Annotated in this window: 15 protein-coding genes and 1 pseudogene; 4 read left to right on the forward strand and 12 right to left on the reverse strand. The window is 64.8% G+C overall.

The features are described from left to right. The 10 genes from tssM to RMO57_RS17910 all read right to left on the reverse strand — a co-directional run. Window positions 1-1,836: type VI secretion system membrane subunit TssM (gene tssM / locus RMO57_RS17865; RefSeq protein ID WP_310388937.1), on the reverse strand; the 1,836-nt coding region annotated here is incomplete at its 3' end. Window positions 1,837-1,897: 61 nt separating this feature from the next. Beyond that, entirely contained in the window at window positions 1,898-3,223 is a 1,326-nt protein-coding gene (locus RMO57_RS17870) for a DotU family type VI secretion system protein (RefSeq protein WP_310388938.1), read from the reverse strand. 9 nt (window positions 3,224-3,232) lie between these two features. Continuing rightward, window positions 3,233-4,570 (reverse strand): type VI secretion system baseplate subunit TssK, encoded by a 1,338-nt coding sequence (tssK, locus tag RMO57_RS17875; RefSeq protein ID WP_310388940.1) that lies wholly within the window; start codon window positions 4,568-4,570, stop codon window positions 3,233-3,235. Between the two features lie 40 nt (window positions 4,571-4,610). Then, window positions 4,611-4,997, reverse strand: coding sequence for a DUF4280 domain-containing protein (locus RMO57_RS17880; protein ID WP_310388941.1), 387 nt, complete (start codon window positions 4,995-4,997; stop codon window positions 4,611-4,613). Window positions 4,998-5,021: 24 nt separating this feature from the next. Beyond that, window positions 5,022-5,783, reverse strand: a complete 762-nt coding sequence (locus RMO57_RS17885) for a serine/threonine-protein phosphatase (protein ID WP_310388943.1) — start codon at window positions 5,781-5,783, stop codon at window positions 5,022-5,024. Next, the gene (tagH, locus tag RMO57_RS17890; RefSeq protein ID WP_310388946.1) at window positions 5,780-7,342 is read right to left on the reverse strand and encodes a type VI secretion system-associated FHA domain protein TagH; all 1,563 of its coding nucleotides are present in this window, start codon (window positions 7,340-7,342) and stop codon (window positions 5,780-5,782) included. Before tagH ends, RMO57_RS17885 begins: the two co-directional genes overlap by 4 nt. Before the next feature lie 69 nt (window positions 7,343-7,411). Continuing rightward, complete coding sequence (locus RMO57_RS17895; RefSeq protein WP_310388948.1) at window positions 7,412-8,233, reverse strand: hypothetical protein; 822 nt, start codon at window positions 8,231-8,233, stop codon at window positions 7,412-7,414. Further along, window positions 8,233-8,484, reverse strand: a complete 252-nt coding sequence (locus RMO57_RS17900; RefSeq protein ID WP_310388949.1) for a hypothetical protein — start codon at window positions 8,482-8,484, stop codon at window positions 8,233-8,235. The genes RMO57_RS17895 and RMO57_RS17900 overlap by 1 nt, the downstream gene beginning before the upstream one ends. Then, a complete protein-coding gene (locus RMO57_RS17905) occupies window positions 8,459-10,027 on the reverse strand; it encodes a hypothetical protein (RefSeq protein WP_310388951.1) in 1,569 nt (522 codons plus the stop codon). The genes RMO57_RS17900 and RMO57_RS17905 overlap by 26 nt, the downstream gene beginning before the upstream one ends. Before the next feature lie 7 nt (window positions 10,028-10,034). Continuing rightward, on the reverse strand, window positions 10,035-12,089 hold the full coding sequence (locus tag RMO57_RS17910; protein ID WP_310388952.1) for a type VI secretion system Vgr family protein: 2,055 nt from the start codon (window positions 12,087-12,089) through the stop codon (window positions 10,035-10,037). Between the two features lie 251 nt (window positions 12,090-12,340). On the opposite strand from RMO57_RS17910, the gene RMO57_RS17915 reads away from it, so the two are divergent. The 4 genes from RMO57_RS17915 to RMO57_RS17930 are packed head-to-tail and all read left to right on the forward strand — an operon-like array spanning window position 12,341 to window position 15,996. Continuing rightward, window positions 12,341-13,711, forward strand: coding sequence for a type VI secretion system contractile sheath domain-containing protein (locus tag RMO57_RS17915; protein ID WP_310388954.1), 1,371 nt, complete (start codon window positions 12,341-12,343; stop codon window positions 13,709-13,711). Continuing rightward, window positions 13,705-14,082, forward strand: a complete 378-nt coding sequence (locus RMO57_RS17920) for a hypothetical protein (RefSeq protein WP_310388956.1) — start codon at window positions 13,705-13,707, stop codon at window positions 14,080-14,082. Before RMO57_RS17915 ends, RMO57_RS17920 begins: the two co-directional genes overlap by 7 nt. After that, entirely contained in the window at window positions 14,079-15,260 is a 1,182-nt protein-coding gene (locus RMO57_RS17925) for a hypothetical protein (RefSeq protein WP_310388958.1), read from the forward strand. Before RMO57_RS17920 ends, RMO57_RS17925 begins: the two co-directional genes overlap by 4 nt. Further along, window positions 15,247-15,996 carry a hypothetical protein gene (locus tag RMO57_RS17930; RefSeq protein WP_310388960.1) on the forward strand — a complete coding sequence of 250 codons (750 nt, stop codon included), beginning with the start codon at window positions 15,247-15,249 and terminating at the stop codon, window positions 15,994-15,996. The genes RMO57_RS17925 and RMO57_RS17930 overlap by 14 nt, the downstream gene beginning before the upstream one ends. Here RMO57_RS17930 and RMO57_RS17935 read toward each other — a convergent pair. Continuing rightward, window positions 15,957-16,550, reverse strand: a complete 594-nt coding sequence (locus tag RMO57_RS17935) for a DUF4123 domain-containing protein (RefSeq protein ID WP_310388963.1) — start codon at window positions 16,548-16,550, stop codon at window positions 15,957-15,959. The two genes, RMO57_RS17930 and RMO57_RS17935, sit on opposite strands and share 40 nt — an antisense overlap. Then, window positions 16,547-16,750 (reverse strand): annotated as a pseudogene (locus tag RMO57_RS17940) (hypothetical protein); the annotation flags it as partial. The gene RMO57_RS17935 and the pseudogene RMO57_RS17940, both read right to left, overlap by 4 nt.

The raw sequence follows: 16,750 nt of genomic DNA on the forward strand, positions 1-16,750 counted from the left end.
GTTCTGATCCCAGTCGACGCCGACCCAGGCGCGCAGCGTGGCCGCGTCGAACTGCTCCGGCAGATGCAGCATCAGGTAGGTCTTCAGCGCCTCGTAGGCGTTTTCCAGATTGTCCTTGGAGGCGGCGCGCAGGCGCTCCTCCAGCCGGTGGGCGATGCGCGGCATCAGCGCTTTTTCGAGCAGGCGCGCATAGGCCAATTGCGCCGCCGCGTCGAGCTTGTCGCCCTGATACAGGCCCAGGCCATTCAGCAGCGGCGGATCGGCAAGATCGAAGGCGTCACTGCGGGCGACGCCGCGCACCTGCGTCAGCACGTCGGGCAGCGGCGTTACGTCGGCCGTATTGGCAGGCGGCAGCGCGTCCAGCGTCGCCTTCAGGGCCGGCAGGCGCTCGACCACTTGCGCGGCATAGTCCAGATTGCGTGAGCGGCTGACCAGCCAGCCGCCCAGCAGGGCCACCGAGCAGATGCCAATCGCGGCAAAGGCCGCGCCGCGCAACACACGCCGGCGCCGCACCGCGCTGGACGCCACCGCGCCCAGGCCGCGCTCGGCGAACACCACATCACGCAGCAAGCGCTGCAAAAAGAAACTCTTGCCCCGCGCGCCGGCCGCCGCTGCACGCGCGTCAATGCCGAAGGAGCGGCTCAGCGCGCCCATCACGCGGTCGATCGGCGAGCCTTCCTGCGTGCCGCTGGTGAAGTAGACGCCGCGCAGCAGTGGTGCGGCCTCCAGCTTGCCGCCGCCGGCCACCACCAGCGCCAAGAAGTCGGCCAACACGCTCTGCAGCGCCGCAAATTCCTGCGGGAAGGCGAACATCGCATTGCGCCGCAGCACATCGCGCTCGCCCTCCAGGCGGTCGACCAGTTGTTCGACCAGGCGTTTTTGCAGCTGCTGGTAAAGCGCCGCAAAGTCGCGCAGCGGGTCGTCGGCGATGGTCGTTGCGTGGTCAAAGGTAAAGCCCCAGACCTGGTCGCGCTCGTCCTTGGACAAGGCCTCGAAGCTCTCGTTGAAGCCGCCAATCAAATCGGCCTTGGTCACCAGCACATAGACCGGCGCGCGCACGCCGAGCTTGGTCTGCAACTCCTGCAGGCGCGCGCGCAGCTGGGCCGCATGCTGCTGGCGTTCGGTCGGCCCTTGCTGCAGCAGGTCCTGGATATTGATGGTCAACAGCACGCCGTTGATGGGCTGGCGCGGCCGGGTTTTCTTCAGCAGAGATAAAAAGTTATCCCAGGCGCTGGCGTCGACGTCACGGTCGCTTTCCTGGGTGGCGTAACGGCCGGCGGTGTCGATCAACACGGCGTCCTGGGTGAACCACCAGTCGCAGTTGCGGGTCCCGCCCACGCCCTTCACGGCGCCTTGCTGGCCGCCCTTGGCGTCATTGCCGGGATCGCCGAGCAGGAACTGCAGGCCGGCATTCATCAAGGCGGTGGTTTTGCCCGAACCCGGCGCGCCGACAAACATATACCAGGGCAGCTCGTACAAATACTGCTCGCCGCCCCACCAGGAGCGGCCGGCCGTGGCCTTCAGGCGCCGGCCGGCATCGGCAAAGCGCTGGACTAAAACTTGGGCCTCCTTGTCGCTGGCCGAGGGGCCGCCGCCTAAACCCGCCAGCAAAGCGCTATTGGTCTTGCGCCGTTGCCAAGCGACCCAGACTAGACGACCGATCCAGGCCGACCAGATCAGCAGCAGCACGATCATCCGGGCCCACGGAGAAGCCAGCGGCGCCGTCTGGCCGAACGCGATCAGCGGCCCCAGCCACCAGATCAGGGCCGACAAGGCCAGCAGGGCCAGCGTGCCCAGCACCTGCGGGCTCAACAGCCATTGGAAAAAACGTTTCATGGATGGATTCCTTGCCTTGAGCCAACGGCAGTCAATGGGTGCATATCGTTGAGGGGGTGGCTCATTCCGGCGCCGCCACAGTCAGCGCGATCTCGACCCGGCGGTTGCGGGCGCGGCCCTCGGCGCTGGCGTTATCGGCCACCGGCTCGGTGTCGGCGCGGCCCTCGGCCGTCAGGCGCTCGGGCGCCACCGTCGTCGCCAACAGGCTGCGCGCGCTCTGCGCCCGCGCCATCGACAAATGCCAGTTCGATGGGAAGCGCAGCGAGCGGATCGCCTGGTTGTCGGAATGGCCGCTGATCAGCACCCGGCCGGGCACCTGGTTGAGCGCCGCCGCGATGCGGCCGAACAGCGGCGTGGCCCGGCCGGCGACATCGGCGCTGCCGGGCTCGAACATGGTGTCGCCCAGCACGGTGACGACGGAGCGATCAGCCAGGTCCTTGACCTGCACCGACCCGGCAGCAATATCGGATTGCAGCAGTTGGGCCAGGCGCGGCGGCGGTGGAGCAGCCGGCGCTGGAGGCGGCGCTGCGGCGGCCAGCGCCTTGGTGTCCAGCCCATGCAGGGCGCTGAAGGCCTGGTCGGTCTGCGCGCTCAGGCTCAGGCGCAGGGCGATGAAGACCAGCAGCAAGAGCAGCGCCGCCACTACGGCCACCACCCAGGGCGCGATGCCGTCACGCAGGCGCTGCGGCGCAGCTTGCACGCCCTGCCACTGGCTGGACAGCGACTTCTCGGCCGGCCCGGCCAATTGACGCAGCATCTGGGCCAGCCGCTCGCGCACGCTGTCGAGCTGGGCGCGGCCGTTGTCCAGCACCTTGTAGCGGCCCTCGAAACCGAGCGACAAGGCCATATAGACCAGCTCCAGCAGATTGCGGTGCTGGGCCGGGCTTTCAGCCAAGCGGGTCAGCAGCTGGAAGACCTTTTCGCCGCCCCAGCTCTCGTTATGAAACTGCACCAGCAAGCTCTGCGCACCCCAGGCGCCGGCGCCGCCCCAGGGCGTGCTGGCCGCTGCCTCGTCCAACAAGGTGCACAAGACATAACGGGCCGCCACCACTTGCTCATTCGGCAGATTCTGTGCCCGCGCCGCCGCCTCGAAGCGCTGGATCGCCTCGGCGAGCGAGGCCCGCAAGGCCTGCGGGTTCGGGTGGCGGGCCATCGCACGCAAGCGCGGCGCGGCCGCCAGCAGCGGTGCCGCAGCCTGCACCAAGGGGTTCAGGCTGGCATGATCGGGCAAGTCTGCCGATGCGGTTAGGCCACCGTCAAAACTCATCGGGCGCTGTTGAGCCGCAGGCGCTGGCGCAGTTTCCGCTTTCGCGCGGTTGCCGCTGGGCTTGATGATGGTGCGGTCAGACTCGAAAGCGGCGAAGGGATCGGGATCGGGTTCACTCATCACTTTTCCTTAGCCTCGAATGGCCCAGAACTCCAAGGCGAGACCGGGGAAGTCACCGGCAATATGCATGGCCAGACCGCCCGAGCTTTCGAGCTGTTTCCAGAGCTCGTTGCCACGCGTTTCCAGCTCGAAATAGGTGAAGCCGGCGTTGTACGGAATTTGCCGCGGCGCCACCGGCATGGGCCGCAGCATGACACCGGGAAGTTGCAAATTGACCAAGTCACGTATCCGTTCGGCCGGGCCGATCTTGACCTGCGTGGGGAAGCGCGCGCGCAAGACTTCGCCCGGCATCTGCGCGTTGACCGCCAGCACAAAGCTGGCCGTGCGCTGCAACTCCAGGTCCGGGATGATGGCGACGCGGATGCCAAATTTGCGGTCCTGCAGCTCGATCGGGATGGCGGTCTGCTCCAGCACCATCGACAGCGACTGGCGCAGATCGGCCATCACCGCGCGGAAGCAGCCGGCCAGATCGTCGTGGCGGTATTCGGGATAGTTGACTGGCCGGCGCTGCTCGCGGAAGGTCGACAAATCGCCGGCCAGCTCCAGGCATTGCTCGTACAGGCGCTCCGGGTGCAAGACCGGCAGGCGCTGCAGATGGGCGAACAGCGGCTGCTGGCGGTTGACCGTTTGCAGCAGCAGGAAGTCGGCGATCTCGCCCACGCCGGCCCGGCCCGGCTGCACCAGCCGCGCGGCCAGTGCCTCGCCGCGCTGATGCAACATGCCGTGCACTTCGCGCAAATAACTGTCCAGCACAGCGTGCGCCGGCGCGTGCAACAGCGGCGGCACATAGTTTGCGTCCAGCGTGACCCGGCCGTCGGCGCGCCGCTCGATGATGCGGGCCACGCCCAATTTGGCATAACCTTCAGCCGCATCGCGCTCCAGCATCAGGCGCAGGTTCAGGCGGCCAATTTGCAGCGGCGCCTCGCGCAGGCTGGCGGCATGGCTGTCGGCCGCTTCGATATCGATGGCCCGAAAGCGCGGCGGCATCGCCGCCTCGCTGACCTCCACATCGCTCTCGGCCACGCCCGGCCGCGCCAACGGAACCGCCAGCACAAGCACCTGGTCGCGGGCATCTGCCGGCACCTCAAAGGCCAAGGGCGCCGGGTCGTCGGTGGGCACCGCAAACACCAGGCCATCGGGCAGCACGCCGCGCGCGTTGTTCAGCGCAACGCGGCCTTGCAACAGTGCGGCATCGTCGACTTGCAGCGCCGAGAAGCCCCAGGCCCATGCCAGCAGCGCAGCCATGCGGCCATCCACTTGGCGCGAGATATAGCGATCTTGCTGTTGGAAATGCTGTGGCTGAAGGAACATGCCCTCGGTCCACATCACCTTGTTATGCCATGTCATAAAAACGCTCGGTTTGCTTTGATATTGAAAACGGGGCCACTCACGGAATCATCTCGGTGGTCTGGCCGGGGTTGGCAATCTTGATCACGCCGCCCCACATGCAAGCCAGGGTCGAGGTGTTGTTGAGCGCCGGCGCACCGGCCACCAACAGCGTCGCCGAGCCGGGTGCCCAAGGCGCCATCGTCATCGGCACGCAGGGCATCGGCGTCAGCACGCCGAGGGCCGCCGCGGTGGCCGCCGCCACGGTCGGATTGGACGGGCTCTTGCACATGCCGAAGGGCGGGATATTCATCATCGGCTTGTGATCCAGGATATTGCCGGCCGGCATGAAACTGGTGATCACATTCTTGGGCGTGGCATTGAAGACCGACGGCGCCAAGCCCATCATGCACATCATTTGGGCGCCGGTGCAGGTGTGAATAGGCATCAGCTGGCTCCCTTGCGTTGACGATCAGGCCGCGCTGACCCAGACGGTCAGCGCGGTGAAATTATCGTGACTGAGCTTGTGTTTGGCCAATTGCCGCACCTCGGCGGCCAAACTGTCCATCCAGCCCTGCTGCGTTGGGGCCGCGGCCAGGCTGCGTTCCAGCAAGGCGTCGTCCAGGTACTCCCACAGCCCATCGGTGCAGAGTAAAAACACATCCTGCGCTTGCACCGGCTGTTGACTGTTGCCGTGGCTGAGTTCAAGCGCGTCGTCGGGCAGGCCCATGGCGGAGCATAATTCGCTGCGTTTGGGGTGGGTGCTCATTTGCTCCGGCGTCAGAAAGCCGGCGTCCACCAGGGCCTGCACCATGCTGTGGTCGCGGGTGCGCGTGAGCAGCCGCCCGCCACTGAACCAGTACAGGCGCGAGTCGCCAACATGCGCCCAATGCGCTTGGCCGCCGGCCAGGTCAAGCACCAGGCACACAGCGGTGCTGTGCATGTCTTGCCGCTCGGTGCCCGGTTCGCGCTGCGCCCGCAGGCGCTCGTTGGTTTGGCGCAGCAATTGGCCCAACTCGGCACCGTCGCGCGAGGGCTGCGCGGCGAACAAACCCACCAGCTCCTGCACCACCAGCTTGGACGCGATATCGCCACCGCCATGGCCGCCGGCGCCGTCCGCCAGCACGCAGCACAGCTGGGCTTCAGACGCCCAGTGGCCGCAGGCATCTTCGTTATAGCTGCGCCCGCCACGGTCGGTCAGCAAGGCGACCTTGTATTTCAACGCGGCGCTCATGAGCTGCTGGGCTCGGCGGCCAAGCGGTCCAGCTGATCCTCATAGGCGTCCAAAAAGGCCTGGCCGAACAAGTCCTCGAATTCGTCCTGCGCCTCGCTCGACAATTGCGCAAAAAGGTCTTGAAACAGATCCCACAGCCGCGCCTTGCGCAAGGCCGGCAGCAAGGCACTGATCGCCGAGCGCTGGGTCAGCTCGCCCTCAAGCCGCAGCGGATTGAAGCGCTGCAGCACGCCCTCAAGGGCCGAACGCATGCCGGCCATCACGGCGAGCTGGTGGGCGCGCAAATCATCAAAGGCGTCGCGCATGGCCGGCTGCGCCGCCATAAAGCCGGGCAGCGGCGGCGACAGCAAATACTGCAAGGCCACCTCGGCCGAGGGCGAGAACTTCAAGGGGTTGTTCTCGCGCGCCACAATCATCGTCATCTCGGCGCGCATCTCGCGCTTCAAGGCGGCCCGTGCCACCAGCAGCTCAACCGAGCCCCGCGTCGCCTCGCGCAGCAGGCTGCCGATCAAGCGCATCAAGTCGGGGGTCAGCGCCTCGATGCGCAAACCCGGCGAGCCCAAGCCCTCCAGCAAGGCGCTCAGCAATGCGCCGTCGCCGGGCGCGGCAGGAGCGACAACGGGCGAAACCGCTGCGGCCACCGGCGCCGTGACCTGGGCCGGCGCAGTGGTCGCTGCCATCGCCGGTTCCGCTCGACTGACAAAACTTGGCACCGTCTGCGGCACATGGCCGGCCGGATCTTGCCAAGAAAACACCGCGCCGGCCGGCGCTGCGGGTGATGCCGGAACAGGTGTTTGTGCCGGTGGTTGCTCGCGAATCCTGGGGCTGGCTGCATTCAATTCCGAGCCGTGGTCGGCGACCGAGCCCAGGCCGACGGCGGCCGGCCGCGCCAATGACTGCAGCGGGTCCGCATGCGCGGCCATATTCGGCGCCAGCGCGGCGGCGGGCAAGGCACCGAAGGGATCGGCGGCAGCAGCGCCGGGACCCAGACCAAACAAGTCATCCAGTGAATCCGCCGCCGGGGCCATTTGCAGATCGCCTAAACCTGCCCTCGTGGGCGCAGGCGGCGCTGCGGCACCCGCGTGGTTGGCGAACGGGTCCCAGTCATCGGGGATCTGCCCGGCGTTTGAACTGGTCGCCGCAGCTGCGGGTCTCGGCGGGCTGGTAGCTGCCGGTGCCGCGGCAAAGCCGCCGCCGATGTCACCGAACAAATCGGCAAACGGGTCGGCACTGACCCGGGCCGCTGCCGCTACCGCCGCCGACACCGCCAGCAGATAGCCGCCAATTTGCAATTGATCGCCGGGATTGAGGGGCTGTTCGGCCGCGGTCCCCAGCGCTCGGCCATTGACCGAAATCGGGTTGCTGCCGCTGTCAATCACCACATAGGCCCCGTTGCGAAAAACGATGCGCGCATGCACCCGCGAAATACTGCGCTCCGGGTCGGGCAGCACCATTTGATTGCTGTCGGCCCGCCCTATGGTGCCGCCCAGTTCATCAAAACTGGCCGACAGCCCGGCCGTCGGCGCGCCATTGAAGCTGAGCACGGTCAGCAAGATCATGCGAAAACTCCCCTGTTTTTCAAGCGCACAGCATAGCGGCGACGCGTGGCAGCCGCTGCAACCCCGCCGTCAACGCAGAACATAAAACTCTCCCCCTATGGCCGAAACCCTGAGCGGCCACATCATTTGCCCGCCGCCCGCGCAAGGGCTGCGCAGCAGGGGCAGCCCGTCGGGGGCCAGACATTCCAGCAGCCGACCACCGGCCACCGCGCGCAAAAGCAGCTTGGCCGGCGTCGGCAAACTCGGCTTGAGCGCTTGAGCGGCATGCAGCTGCTGGATATGACCGCGCAAGCGGCTCACATCGGCGGGCAGGCTGCGCTGGTAGGCCTGCGCCAATTCCTCCAGCCGCAGGCGCGAGGCCTGAATCAGCGGCTCGGCATCACCCTTGGTCAAGCCGAGCGCAATCTTCAGCAAATAGGCGGCGAGTTCGTCCTTCAAGGCATCACTGAGCGTGAGCACCGGCGCATCCAGCCAGCGCCAGCGGGGAAACGCAATCGGCAGATCCACCCACTGCTGCAAGCGCAGCGGTGAACGGTAGAGCTCGTTGGCCGCCGGTGCCCAATCCAAGCTCGCCAGCGTGCGGGCCTGCGCCGGGTGCGCGACAGCGCCCACCCGCGGCAGCAAGAGACGCAGGCTCGCACCCACTTTGCCATCGGACAAATGCGGCTCGCCGCCCGCCGCCTCGGCCTCGGCGGCGCCGGCGGCCTGAGCACCCAGCACCGGCGGGTTGATGATCAACTCGATCTCGTTGCCGCCGGCCAGCGTGAACTCATGCACCGGCAAGCTGGCCAGCATTTGCTCACCACCCACGCGCAACAATGGGATACCGTTGAGCACCGCCTCGGCGCTGCAGCCGACCGCCTCCAGCCTGAAAACCAGCAAGCGCTCCATCAGCCCATGCTCCAGTCAATCAGCTGCAGGGCCGGCAGCAAGGGCAGCAACTGGCGCGCCTGACCGAGCAAGGGATCGCTCCATTGCAAAGGGGCCAGCACCGCCTCGGTGCGCAAGCCCACAAACCACTCCCAGCCACTGCCGCCCTTGGAATTGGGGCGCAGACCGGCCTCGCCGACCAAGGCCCCGCTGAGCGGCCCGGCCTGCTGCAGCAAACAAGCGGCGTCATTGGCCAGCGGCTCCAGGCTCAACTCGAAAGGGAAACGCCAACTCGAAAGGGAAACGCCAACTCACCACGCCGCCCATCACCGCCTCACTCAGACCCGGCCCGGCCGCTTCATGTCGAAGCTGCTGTTGCAGCGCGGCTTGACCGGTGCAACGCAGGCTGATGCGGGTGTGGGTCTCGGCCAGGGCGAGCTCACCACCGAGGGCTAACTCGGCCACGCAAGCGTCCATTTCAAGCAGCGCCCACATGCGCATCAAGGCCCGACCGTCCAAGCCGCCGGCGCCATAACGCCAACCCCAGGTGCAGGCCATTTTGCCGACCAAGAGTCCCAGGCTGGCGTCGAAGCTAGCAGCGCTGAGGCCGGCCGTTTGGGCCCAGGCCGCGGCCATTTTTTGCAGCCCGTCGGCCGCCGCGCCGTCAAGGCCCTGCTCGAATTGTTGCCGCAAAGCCGCGCTGTCTTGGGCCTGCCCGTCGCACTCGACACGGCAGCGGTTCAGGCCCCGCGCCCAAGCTTTGGCGCCGGGCAACAAGGCCTGCGTTTGACCCGGCAGTGGCCGCTCCCGCTGAATTTCCAGCCACCATTGGGCCGCCGGCCACGCATAGACCAGGGTCTGCATGGCGCCCAAGGGCTCGCCCTCGTCACGCAAGCCGCAGACCTCGAGTGCCAATTTATACAGTTCGGGCGAGCTCTCCTCGGCAATCACGCAGCCCGGTCCGGGCCCGGATATCGCCTGCTCGCGGGCTGCCACCGGCCAACTGACGGCGCGCGTCTCGTGGCCGGCCCAGTCCCAACGGCACAGCGGCCCGCTGAAGGCCAGGGCCGGGTGAACATCGCCATTGCAAACCGCATGGCTGCGCGCACGCAGTTGCAGCTGGGCGGCCCGCCCCCCGCCGAGTTGCGGCGACAAGACCGCGATCAGCGCCGGCAGCGGATGGCCGGCGTCGACCCGCAAGGCGGCCGGGGCCACAACTTTGACGCGCTGCCAGTGCTGGCCATCGAGGCGGTATTCCTGCTGGCCTGCTCGCGCGTCGTCAGCGGACTCCAGCAGGCGCAGATCAAGGGCGTCCAGATCGCAGGCGACGCGCGGCAACACCACCGGCTCGGCAGACCGCGCCAGCATGGCACCCTGCCGACCCAATCCGTCAAACGCTCTTAACAGAGCAGTGTCGGCCGCCAGCAGTGCCTGCGGCTCGACCTTGGCGCCGGGCATGCGCGACAGCTCCAGCAGCGAGCGCTGCAGCAATTGATGCGTGCCCAGCCATTCCGCCTCGCCGCCCTGACCAGATTCACCTGCTTTTACCAGCGCGCCGGCCGCCCACTCGAAGCCGGCCTTGTCCTGAAAGCCCGGCCCCCAGACAAAACAGAGATTGGCATAACGCGCCACACTGGCGGCACGCCGCAAACCCAGTTTGCCGGCCTGCTCCACCGCCAACTCGACAAACGCCGCATAACGCTCGCCCAGCAAGGCTTCCATCGACGGCCAAAGCCCCGCCAACTGAAGCGACAAGCGCTGCACGAAGGCAAGCCACGCGGCGCGCTCCTGGGCGTCAGTATCCTGTGGCTGCATGGCCGGCCTACCGATGCGTCAAGGGGTCTTCGGGCACCTCGGGTGCATCCGGCGCATCCGGGTCGGTCGGCGCCACGGGACTAGCACCCGCACCCGAACCGGGTGAGCCGCCCGAGTTGATCTTGACCATGGAGCCGGTGATGGACACGCCGTCAGGCCCCAACACGATGGACGAGGCACCCGCCTTGATGCTGATCTGTACCCCGGCTTCAATCACCACATTCATGCCGGCCTTGATATGCACGTTCTGCCCGGCATCGGCACCGATATTGGCACCGATCTTCAGATGCAGATCGGCCGTCGACTTGATCGACACAGCGGCGCCCGATTGCGCGGTGATGTCCTGGGCGGTCTTCAGGCTGAAGATGCCGCCGCCCTTCAAGAGCATGTCTTTGCCGACATCAAGGCTGAACTTGCCGTCGACCTTTTGCTTCAAATCCTTGACCACGCTGAGGTGGTACTCGCCCTCGACTTTTTCCTTGCGGTCGGCCTTGACAGTGCGGTGCTCATCCTTGCCGATCTCGCTCTTGAGCGTTTCTTCGACAAACTCGAAGCGATCTTTTTGCGCATGGAAAAGCAGATATTCACTGCCCCTTTTGTCCTCAAAGCGAAGCTCATTGAAGTCGGCCGCGCCGCCCAGCTTGCTGCGGCTCTTGAGCGTGCTGACGGTCGCGTTGACCGGCAACTCATAGGGCGGTTTTTGCGCCGCGTTATAAACCCGGCCGGTGATCAGGGGCTGGTCAGGATCGCCTTCCAAAAAGTCGACCACCACCTCTTGCCCGAGCCGCGGCAGCGAGATCATGCCGAAACCATTGCCCGCCGAGGGGCTGGCGACCCGCACCCAGCAACTGCTGGCTGCCGTCTTGGTGCCAATGCGGTCCCAGTGGAATTGAATCTTCACCCGGCCATGCTCATCGGTGACGATGTCCCCCGGGTCGGCGTCACCGACGACGACCGCCGTCTGCGGCCCGGCCACCGTGGGTTTGCGGGTATTGCGGGCCGGGCGCAGCGGCTCGTCATAGCGCTGCAGCGTGAAGCTGCAGCCAAACGTGGATTCAGCCGCGCCAGACTCATAGGCCGACAAGCTCATCTCGATACGGGTGGCCAAGACGATGTACTCGGCATTCTGGTCGGCGCGCGGGTGGCCGGCCAAGGTGAAGCGCGCGCCGGCCGCCAGGCCTTGGGTGTTGCCCTGGCCGGTAAAGCGGCCAAAGCGTGCCTGCGCTTCCTCCAGCCTGATCAGAGCCCGCGCGTCGCCGTCGGCCTTGGCCTCATAACGCCCAGGATAGTCGTACACTGCCAGGCCGGCCTCGGCGTGGCCGCGGCTGCCTTCGGCCGGGGCGCTGGCAAGGTCGGTGTCGGGGGTCAGGTAGTTGTAGTCCTTCAGCACCACTTTGCCGGTTTGCACCTCATGCCGCATCTGCCATTCGTTGATGGCGGCTTGACTGATCATGGCATTGCCGGCGGCAAAGAAGGGCACGGTTTCGAAACCCGGGCTGGTCACATGCGCGCTGGCCGCATCGGCCAGCACCAACTCATGCTGACCCTCGGTATGGCGGAAGAAATAGAAAATCCCTTCCTCTTCCATCAAGCGGCTGACGAAATTGAAATCGGTCTCGCGGTACTGCACGCAATAAAGCCGGGGCTTGTAAGTGGCGCTCAACTCTTGCGTCACGGTGCCCGTGTAAGCGGAGAACACCTGCGTGATGATGGCCGGCGCGGTCATCTCCTGAAACACCCGCAGATTGGCGGAACGGGTCAACAACCACAGCGAGGGGCGCAGACAGAGCCGGTACTGAAAAAAGCGCCCGTCCATGCCTTCGAAACCGAAGGCAGTGACGACACCATTGAACCAGCGCGGGCCGGCGTCGCCGGTGGCGACCCAGACGGCCGCATTTGTGCCCAGCAAGTCGTCGGCAGCCAGGCCCGCGTCGGTGGACACGGCAATGATCTGAAACTCAAACGGGCGCGACACCTCTTCGAATGCCGACATTGAACGCAAAGCCAGGGTGTCGCCGGCTGCGCTGACCATGCCCATCTGAAATGCCGTCGTTGCTGCCATAAACCCTCAATCTGAAAACCTTGCTGACCTGATTTCGGCGCAAGAAGCGGCGTAGTTTGCGTGCAAACCCTGTTGCCGAGCTCGCCGACTATAACGGCCCCGGATCAGAAATTTTGCCGCCCACGGGCCAAAGCACTCGGTACTTTTGCTATTGCACAAGTGACAATTTTTGACGCAAAGTGAGCACGTCACCTGACTGCAGGAATTCCTCGTTAGGATGCGACTTGGTCAGCAGTTTCGGAGCCCCAACAATGCCTCAGCGAATGGAGTTTGGTTTCGCCTTTGGCCCGTCCGGCATGCGGCCTGAGGCGCCGCTTGAGCAGCGGCGCGGGCCCATGCGTTTGCTCTTGCTGGGTGATTTCAGCGCCAAGCCGACGAGTCAAAAATCGCCACTGGCCGAGCGGCCCAGTCACCGGGTCGATCTGGACACGCTCGATGACGTGATGCGCCGGCTTGGGGTTCAGCTCAAGTGGGCCTCTGCGGATATTGACTTCCAAAGCATCGACGACTTTCACCCCGAGCAGCTCTACACCCGCTTGCCTTTGTTTCAGGAATTGCAGCGGGCGCGCAGCCAGCCGGTTGCCGCAGGCAATGCGGGTTTATTGGACCAACTGCTGGGCAAAACTAGCGAAACAAAGCCTGACCCGGCGCCGTCCGCTGCCGCCGGTCTGGACGGCTTGATCCACAAGCTGGTCGCCCCCCATATCGTGCCGGATCTATCCGCCAGCCTGCAGACCCAACAGGCCGCCGTTGACGCGGTCATCACCGAGCAAATGCGCCGCCTCTTGCACGCACCCAGCTTGCAAGGCCTGGAAGCGGCCTGGCGCGGCGTGCAATGGCTGATCGCCAACCTTGAGTTGGACGAGCAGCTGGAGTTGCATCTGTTTGATGTGTCGCGCGACGAGCTATTGGCCGACATCGTCGCCGCCAAGGGGCAACTGGCGCAAACCGGCTTGCATCACGCGCTGGCAGACCGTTGGCGCAATCTGCCGGGCGGGCAGAGTTGGTCGGCGCTGGTCGGCCTGTATCAGTTCGGCGCCTCGGACGCGGATGTCGGTTTGCTGGCGGCGCTGGGGCTGCTGGCGGCGCAAGCGGGCGGGCCTTGGTTGGCGGGCGGCGACCCCGGCCTGACCGCCTTGGCGCCGACTGAGCAAGCCAATTGGCAAGCACTGCGGCACAGCGAGGCGGCAGCTTGGATAGGCCTGGCCGCGCCGCGCGTCTTGCTGCGCCTGCCGTATGGCAAGAAGAGCGACCCGGTCGATGGTTTTGCTTTTGAAGAATTTGATGCCACGCCTGTGCATGAGGAGTTCTTGTGGGGCAATGGCGCGCTGGCCGTGGCGCTGCTGCTGGGCCGCGCCTTCAATGCGCGTGGCTGGGAGTTCGAAGCCGGTGACGAGCGCGAAATCGCTGACTTGCCGGCCTACACCTATCTGCAGAACGGCGAGCGCGAACTGCAAGCCTGTGCGGAACGCTACCTGGGTGAAGAAGCAGGTCTGGCCATGCTGGCGGCGGGGCTGATGCCGGTGCTGAGCCACAGGAACCGCAATGCGGTCACGGTCATCAGGATGCAGTCGGTGGCGGAGCCGGCGCAAGCCTTGGCGGGGCTTGCACGGCCATGCTGACGATTCGCCCCGTACAGATGCAGGCCTTCGATGCGACTGCCAAGCAAGTCTTCATCGACAGCGTCACGCTCGAAATACGCCTGCACCTCGCTGACAAGGTGGCCGACCTCTCGCCGGACGCGTTGCGTCTGCGCGTCGCCGACGGCCTTGAGCGCGCCGCGCGATACGGGTTCAAAAAGAAGTATTCCTTGTCCATGTTCATCCAGCTGCTATTTCTGGCAGCGCCCGATTTCGACCAGTACCCCCCGATTCGCCACATCCTGCAAGACCCGAGGCTCGCGCCCGACGATCGCATCGACCACGTGATTGAGACCCTGCGCAACGCTGATTGGATTGATGTGCAGCGGCGCGCAGCAAGGGCGCTGCCGTGATCACTCCAATCGATGACGAACTCCTGCCGCTGGACGAGCGGATCAAAAAATCTTCAGAGCGCACCAAGGCGGCTTACCAGGATCAGGTTCTGAACTCGACAACGCCCTGCCCTTTGTCGGGTGGTCACGGCGTTCCGCCGCATGGCGGCAACTGTGAGAAATGCGGCGCGGTCAGCCTGCAAACAAAATCCCACTCGATCCTGCGGTCCAAGGAGGCCGAGGCCGAGGTCGCACGGTTCTATGACGAAATTCGAAGCGCGGAACTGCTCGGTGAGGTGCCGACGTCGAGACTTGACAATGAAAAAGGCAACATGATCGGCGTTTTACTGTGCGTGGACAGCGATGGCCAGACCCAGGTGCTGCGGGCCTTTTCCGGCTTCATTGACAGCTCAGGGATCAGTACGGCGGACGGCTGTAGTTCGATGATTCCCCCTCCAGATCCTGAAGGCGTTGCAACGAAAGAAGCCAAGTTGAAGGACGAAGTGCTTCCGGCAATTGGCGTCGCGAAAGAGGAAGTTGAGCGTACGCACAAGGAGTATCAGCAAGAGAAGGATAAACACGCCACGGATTTGAATGTGAATCAGGCCAGCCTCAAAGATATCTATCGAAATTCAGCGTTGACAAAGATCCAGAAAGAACAGCAAGCTGCGCCGTATTTGGAGAAAAAAGCTGAGATTGAGCGCCGCTCGGAGACTCAGGCGGAGCTGTACCGTAGCGCCGCCGCTAGACTGGCAACGCTTGAAGTTCAAAGAGATGATTTGCGCTATGACATCAACCATCAATACACCGGTGAGCGGCTTTTGCAAAACTTCAATGGCGGCCCGGCCAAACCCGTGAAAGACGTCTGCACAGCAGCTAACTCGAAAGAAAAAAATGAGCGCGTCGCAGATGGCCGCACGGGCACTTGCGCCGCGCCCAAAATGCTCGCGCAAGCGCAAAGCCTCGGCTGGACACCGATCGCCATCGCCGAAATTTGGATCGGCAAAGATCTGGGTACGCAGCGCGATTTTCGTTCGGGGAACCCGAGTGGCGTTTATGTGCCTTCCTGCGAATGCTGCCGTTCCATTCTTGGCTTTGTTCTCTGTGGCTTGGCCGATAAGCAGCAGACGCGCATCGGCGAACTCGATGAAACCGTTCGTTTAGCGAGCCTAGCAAAGGATCTTCATGTTGATATTTGACGCGGTCGTTGACTACATCGCTGGTTTTGACAAGGACTTTCGCTCGTCGATCGAGGGGGCCAGCGAGCAAGAACTCGCCGAACTCGAAGTCCTGATCGGCCAAGATTTGCCCGATGTCTACCGAGACTTCCTCGCGGTCATGGGGCGAAGCACAGCTTGGATCGATATTCAGAGCCTCGATTTCCGCATCCAGACGGTCCTTGACTACTACCGCCGCGATGACGCATTGAGGGTCGATGAGTTCCTTCGCATTGGCTCCGACACCAAGGACCCCACGTTCAATCCGCACCTGCAACTCTCGCTGGTGGCGCCCGAGCTCAAAGTGGTCGCATTCCCAGGCTGTAACGAGGCTACTTTCGCCGAGATGACCGCCCGTCACCTGAGCCAACTTGCGGGGTCTTTGCCGGAGCTGTTCAGTCGACCGGCTTTTCGAATCTTCGAAATTCATGGTGCCGATCGAACGCCCATCGGGCTGCTGGCGAGAAAAAGGGTTCGCGGGCAAGTCTCTCTGGTCGACGATCTTGTCGCATCCCGATATGGCCTTGAGCCCGCATTTTGGTCCAGTGCCGCAGTGCGCGGCTACAGTGCGCCCGGCATCGCGCTGGAGGTTGCGCAGTTGGGCGGACGGTCACTTGAGCTGCTGCTGAGGGTGGATGACCCCAGTGAGCAGGAGAACATCGCCGCTTGGCTCGCCACTCAACTTGATGCGGAAATCTGCTCGCTGTCAGCTCCATGAGTTGGGATGGCGGGCCCGCTGAGCGCCAAGCGTTGCTGTTGTAACAAACCTTGCGCGCGGCCGAATTGGTCCAGCCAAGCTCCGCCGACCGCCTCGGATAAGAACATGTCGATTGGACCGAAAAACTGTTTGAGCTCGTCCGCCGTGCAGGTGGGCAAATACACCCGCAATACCCGCGGGTCGTAGTAGCGGAACAGCAGCCGGCGCCCGTCCTCGTCCTGCACTTTCAAGAACTTGCGCAAATGGTGGCGCAAGTTGCTGGGTTCGGCGGTGCGCAAAAACACCCCCCATGACTTGCCCCAAGCTTCGTCGAGCAACTGCGCCGTCAAGCGGTTGCCGGGATGCAACTCGACCAATTGGGGTGCCACCATTTCCAGCTCGCGCGGCAGCTTGCCGCTGTACAGGCAACGGAACTCAAGCCGGGAGGCCAATAGCGCCAAATAGATCTTCGGGTCGCGCGCGCAATCCAGGATGGCCCAAACGCTGGTTTTCGACGCGCTGCCGCCATCCGGCCACAGGGTTCGCATGATCTGCTCGCGCTGCTCCGGGCTCATGCGGTGCTTGCCTCGGCGACTTGCTGTTGGACCGCGGCCCGCGCGCATTCTTCGCAAAACGGCACCCCTTGCTGCGCGGCCGCACGCAGGACGGCCACCATCGCTTCAATGTCAAGGTTGGGGGCGAAGGTCGAGTCGGCCGGCGTCGGCGCCGGTGCCGGGCTTGCCGCAGCCGGCCGTGGCGCGCTGGCCGGCGCGGG

This window comes from Roseateles sp. (genome assembly GCF_031397715.1).
Lineage (GTDB): Bacteria > Pseudomonadota > Gammaproteobacteria > Burkholderiales > Burkholderiaceae_C > Paucibacter_A.